Below are 5762 nucleotides of genomic sequence, written 5' to 3' on the forward strand. Positions count from 1 at the left end.
GTAATGTGCCTTTCCAGTGACGCTGTCACTCGAAGTGGTCGTTAATAAGCTATCGGTTGATAAACTTTTATCAACCCACTGCGCCAGCCTGATATCAGCAAGTGGTTTTTCAGCGTCCACTTCTATATCAACATGAAATGCATCTCTTCCTGGGCTCTGGATCTCTTGCCTATTAATGGTGATTGATTTAAGCCATTCAGGGAGTGGTTTTTTGTCTAAACTTTTACCGCAATCAACGGTTAATGATTGTAATAATAATTCATTGAGATGGCTCTGAATGTTTTTGTTATGTTCAAGCTGCCACACTTCGACAAGTGAGTTAAACATGGCTTCTAAATTATTATTTAAAAGATTCTGATGCGCTTGGGTAAGCGGTGTGATTTGATCAAACCACTCAACATTTTGTGCTTTGGTAGGAATAGTCACAAATGCTATGCCTACCAATAGTAAACGAGATTTCTGCATCACGCTTTCATCTTGTATCCAACACCGCGCAAGGTTTCAATCTCTAAGCCTGGAAGTTTTTGGCGCAATTGCAACACGTGGGTATCTACGGTTCTTGTCGTTGGAAAGTGGTTATAACCCCATACATGATCAAGCAATTCGTCACGCGTAAACACTCTCCCGAGATTGCTTGCTAAAAATAAGAGTAAGTCGAATTCAGTACGCGTTAAGGTAATTGAATCTTCTTTAAAAAAAACTTCTCTTGTGGCTTTATCAATAACAAGATTAGGTGTAACCACTTTCGTGTCATCCTGCCCTTCTGATTCTGGTGAACGAAGCTGGGCTCGAATTCGTGCAAATAATTCAGCCTCGGCAAAAGGCTTGGTTAAGTAATCATTTGCCCCCGCGTCCAATCCGGCCACTTTGTCTTTGACCGTAACAAGTGCGGTTAAAAGAATTACTGGCAACTCTTTTATTTTACGCCATTCTGGCAAATGCTGAACAGAATCGCCATCGGGTAATTGGCGATCGAGGATGACTAAGTCTGCACTGTCCCAATGCTGTTTAACATCTGCAATAGTTTCTGCATGTAAACAGTCATACCCTGCTTGTTCAAGGCTTACTAATAAGCCATCGGCAAGGTTTTTATCATCTTCAACGAGAAGCAATGTCTGTTTCACAGGGGATCTCCAATATAAATGTGGTTGGCGGTCCTGCGAGTGTCATCTTACCACCCATCCGACCTACCATTGATTCTACAATAGTCAAACCTAAACCTAAGCCACTTTTGCTGACAAAAGGTTTACGTAAATTTCTCCAATCTCGATGATTTAACAGACCTTGATCTGTAACTTTGATCGTGATTGAATTTTGTTTAGTTGTTACCTCTAACGTAACTGGAGCAACACCGTATTTTACTGCGTTTCTAATTAAGTTATCGATGCATGTCCCAAGCCAATAAACATTCAGCTTAGCTGCAATATCTTTGTTTATAACAAGATCTATGCTTTCACGAAACTCTTCTTCCACTTTGTATTGTAACCATTCTTCAACGGAAGGTACCCAGTCTGTTGCAAGCGGCCTGCTCTCTGACTGTAAATAATCCTTACTGGCTTCGGCCAGTTGCCGTAAACGTCTGGAATCTTCGCATAGGCGTCTAAACTCATCGTAAACAGTTGATGGTAACCTTTCAAATTCGCGCCTAAATCCTTCAACGGTTAGCGATAGACTTGCAATGGGTGTTCTGAGCTCGTGAGTAAGAATCTGCAGCACCAACATACGACTTTTCATTTCCTGTCGTTTTGAATTCCAACGATAAAGGGACCAGCCTAATACAAGTATTATGTTAGCTAGGACAAGAATTACCATACTTATCCGTAACACGTTGGAATGATCTTCAACATTCCAACAAATGTTGCCTCTTTGAATAAAACAGGTCGAATTTTCCGAGGCCATGCTATAGCTGAGTCCTGCTTTACTCGCGTTGTCTAACCATACGTCTTCGTTAAAAACGTAATACATATCCCCTTTTCTCAGCCAAAGATCGCTGTTCTCTACAAACATGGTTGCACCTGATATGAGTGCTAAGATCGTATCTTCATTCATGTTTTGGATGCGGCCAAGCAAAGAATCCACACTTGCTTTGGTGCGCTCTCGTATGTGCATATATTGTTGCAACTCTACAAATTTCTCAGGGTATTTTTTCACATAACGAGCCGCATATGTTCCACCTCCTGGGTGAATCAAAGCGCTTCTCGCAAACCATTTCGACGGTAATTGAGATCCTTTACAGATAGCTCTCGTGAAGACTAATGGCTCTGTTATGAGTGGGCTCAGCGGCAACTTACCTGTACAGCTTTGAGATAATTTGTATAACAACTGTAGATCTTTTAAAGGGTATTCAGCCGTTTGCGGTAACATTGATTCGGGAGTCAATAAGCGAGTTGGATAATCAACCTGCAAAGTACGGATATCATAACTTACATCAGCGGTACTATAATCAAAAAGCGACGCAAAAAGGTCGATGCGTTCTGGCAACGAATCGGCATAGGTTTGAATAGGTATTAGAACTAAAATAGCCCAAAAGTAGGTCTTAATCGCTTTAAACAAGTTTTATTTTCATTAATGGTTTAGATTAAAAACTATATAACATTATTAACTAATAATACATTGCACGTGTTATATCCATGTCAATAATGATTGCTCAAAAACAGAAGAAGCCAGCATTTTGCTGGCTTCTTCATTATCCTAATCGTAGATGCTATAACGCTTTTGAGATGGCATCTACACTCTCTTTTGCATCACCAAAAAGCATATAGGTATTATCTTTAAAGAAAAGAGGGTTTTGTACACCCGCGTAGCCAGTATTCATTGAACGCTTGAATACAATGACATTTTGCGCTTTCCATACTTCCAACACTGGCATTCCGGCGATCGGACTGTTCGGATCTTCTAATGCTGCTGGGTTTACTGTGTCATTTGCACCGATCACCAAAACCGTATCCGTTTCAGTAAAATCATCGTTTATTTCGTCCATTTCTAACACAATGTCATAAGGCACTTTTGCTTCAGCAAGCAGTACGTTCATATGGCCAGGCAAACGTCCCGCTACTGGGTGAATACCAAAGCGAACTTTAATGCCTTGTGCACGTAACTTCTCCGTGATTTCGTGAACAGGATACTGTGCTTGAGCTACTGCCATGCCATACCCTGGAGTGATGATCACTGACTTAGAGTTTTTCAGCATTTCGGCTACTTCTTCAGCGTTTATTTCACGGTGTTCACCGTATTCAACGTCTGCGCTGATAGCCACATCTTGACCAAAGCCCCCGGCAATCACACTAACAAAAGAGCGGTTCATCGCTTTACACATAATGTAAGAAAGAATGGCACCTGAAGAACCAACCAGTGCTCCGGTTACGATCAGCAAATCATTCGCTAACATAAAGCCAGCCGCTGCCGCTGCCCAACCTGAATAGGAGTTAAGCATCGATACCACAACGGGCATGTCTGCACCACCAATCGAAGCCACCAAATGGTAGCCAAACGCGAACGCTATCAGAGTCATAATAATCAATGCAAACATGCTGCCACCATTATTAACAAAGTAAATCATTAATAATGTGGAGACAACAATGGCCGCGAGGTTGAGCTTATGCTTATGAGGGAGATTGAGCGACGACGACGAAATGATTCCACGCAGTTTACCAAAGGCGACGATAGATCCTGTAAAGGTGACGGCACCAATAAATACCCCAATGAACACTTCAACCAAATGAATCACGTGTTCAGCGTGATCGAGTACAATTGGCGCATCGATATAGCTGTTATAACCCACTAATACCGCAGCCATGCCCACAAAACTGTGGAGAATAGCCACAAGTTCGGGCATTTCGGTCATTTCTACTTTTTTAGCATAATGAATACCGATACCACCCCCAATTACCATCGCCAGCAATACCCAAGCTAAGCCCTGCGCATCTGGACGAAAAATAGTGGCGATGAGTGCGATAGCCATACCCGCGATACCATAGTAGTTACCAGCTCTTGCTGATTCCTGCTTTGATAATCCAGCAAGGCTCATGATGAAGAAGATAGCAGCAATAATATATGCGGCTTGTACTAATCCTGCAGACATATATTACTCCCTTAGTCTTTACGGAACATTTCAAGCATACGTTTGGTGACTGTAAAACCACCAAAGATGTTAATGCTTGCAATTAAAACAGCGATAAACGCGAGGAAAGTGACCACACCACTCCCTTGACCTATCTGCAATAAAGCTCCGACCACAATAATGCCGGAAATTGCATTGGTCACGGACATCAAAGGAGTATGTAAAGCATGAGTAACATTCCAAACGACGTAGTAACCCACAACACACGCTAAAACAAAAACGGTGAAATGGCTTAAGAAAGCCGCAGGTGCGACCGATGCGATCCAAGCAAAAGCGCCAACGGCAGCAACTAAGCCAGTAATTTTTTTCGTCGCAGAAACGGGTTCTTGTTTTTTTGGTTCAGGTCTAGTTGGTGCGGTCTTGACTTGCGGTTGAGCAGAGACTTGGATCGGTGGTGCTGGCCACGTTATTTCGCCTTCTTTCACGACCGTCACACCACGTAAAACAACGTCTTCAAAGTCAATATTGATGGACCCATCTTTTTCCTTGCATAACAATTTCAGCAAGTTAACGATGTTTGTTGAATATAATTGAGAGGATTGTGTTGGTAAGCGGCCAACCATATCAGTATAACCGACCACTTTCACACCATTGGCGGTTGTAATCACCTGATCGGCAACCGTGTATTCACAGTTCCCCCCGTTTGCAGCTGCAAGATCGACGATCACGCTACCAGCGCTCATACTGTCGACCATCTCTTTGGTGATCAGCTTAGGGGCTGGACGTCCAGGGATCAAAGCCGTCGTGATAATGATGTCGACATCTTTAGCTTGCGCTGCATACAGTTCAGCGGCCTTTTTATTAAAGTCGTCAGACATCTCTTTGGCGTAACCATCGCCTGAACCAGCCGTTTCTTGGAAATCGACTTCCAAAAACTCTGCACCCATAGATTGAACTTGTTCTTTTACTTCTGGGCGAACATCAAAAGCTCGTACAATTGCCCCCAAACTTCCTGCGGCACCGATAGCAGCGAGGCCAGCAACGCCAGCTCCGGCAACCAGTACTTTTGCCGGCGGGACTTTGCCCGCTGCGGTAATTTGCCCTGTAAAGAAGCGGCCAAATTCATGTGCAGCTTCAACAACAGCGCGGTAGCCAGCAATGTTAGCCATTGATGACAAAGCGTCTAAAGCTTGTGCTCTGGATATTCTCGGCACTGAGTCCATCGCCAGCACGTTGATTTTTTTACTTGATAACTGTTCCATCAATTCTGGGTTTTGTGCAGGCCAGATAAAACTGATTAGGCTTGCCCCTTCTTTGATCAAAGCAACCTCATCAATCGATTGTTTTTCATCAACAATCGGCGCATTGACCTTCAAGATAATGTCTGAATTCCAAACATCTTGTGTCGAAACAATCGTGGCACCAGCCGCCTCAAAAGCCGCATCATCAAAACTGGCTAAAACCCCAGCTTGAGTTTCAATGGAGACGTCGAAGCCTAGTTTGATTAATTGCGCTACCGAACTCGGTGAAGCTGCAACCCGTGTTTCACCCGTAAGGGTCTCTTTTGGTACACCAATTTGCATAGTTATTCCTTGACTATTGGCACAATGATTATTCTGTTTTTATCTAACCACCAGCATAACTGCAAGCAGTTTGTAATAAAAATACAAAATGCTATTACATATAAGGTTAAGTAATGAGT

5 protein-coding genes are annotated in these 5762 nt (G+C 43.0%); all 5 read right to left on the reverse strand.

From position 1 onward, the window contains the following. Positions 1–468: DUF2861 family protein (locus tag AACQ17_RS05420; protein ID WP_141201478.1), on the reverse strand; the 468-nt coding region annotated here is incomplete at its 3' end. Then, positions 465–1124, reverse strand: coding sequence for a response regulator transcription factor VxrB (vxrB, locus tag AACQ17_RS05425; protein ID WP_013867797.1), 660 nt, complete (start codon positions 1122–1124; stop codon positions 465–467). The genes AACQ17_RS05420 and vxrB, both read right to left, overlap by 4 nt. Then, the gene (gene vxrA, locus AACQ17_RS05430; RefSeq protein WP_013867798.1) at positions 1099–2553 is read right to left on the reverse strand and encodes a sensor histidine kinase VxrA; all 1455 of its coding nucleotides are present in this window, start codon (positions 2551–2553) and stop codon (positions 1099–1101) included. Before vxrA ends, vxrB begins: the two co-directional genes overlap by 26 nt. A 151-nt stretch (positions 2554–2704) precedes the next feature. Continuing rightward, on the reverse strand, positions 2705–4081 hold the full coding sequence (pntB, locus tag AACQ17_RS05435) for a Re/Si-specific NAD(P)(+) transhydrogenase subunit beta (protein WP_017046914.1): 1377 nt from the start codon (positions 4079–4081) through the stop codon (positions 2705–2707). Positions 4082–4092: 11 nt separating this feature from the next. Beyond that, positions 4093–5643, reverse strand: a complete 1551-nt coding sequence (locus AACQ17_RS05440) for a Re/Si-specific NAD(P)(+) transhydrogenase subunit alpha (RefSeq protein WP_013867800.1) — start codon at positions 5641–5643, stop codon at positions 4093–4095. Positions 5644–5762 lie beyond the last annotated feature (119 nt).

Origin of the sequence: Vibrio sp. V10_P2A27P122 (assembly GCF_963874335.1) — a bacterium.
GTDB classification, from domain to species: Bacteria; Pseudomonadota; Gammaproteobacteria; order Enterobacterales; family Vibrionaceae; genus Vibrio; species Vibrio anguillarum.

Excerpts from the sequence above, each read along its gene's own strand:
- AACQ17_RS05440 (WP_013867800.1), bottom strand. The coding sequence starts at position 5,643 with ATGCAAATTGGTGTACCAAAAGAGACCCTTACGGGTGAAACACGGGTT.
- pntB (WP_017046914.1), bottom strand. The coding sequence starts at position 4,081 with ATGTCTGCAGGATTAGTACAAGCCGCATATATTATTGCTGCTATCTTC.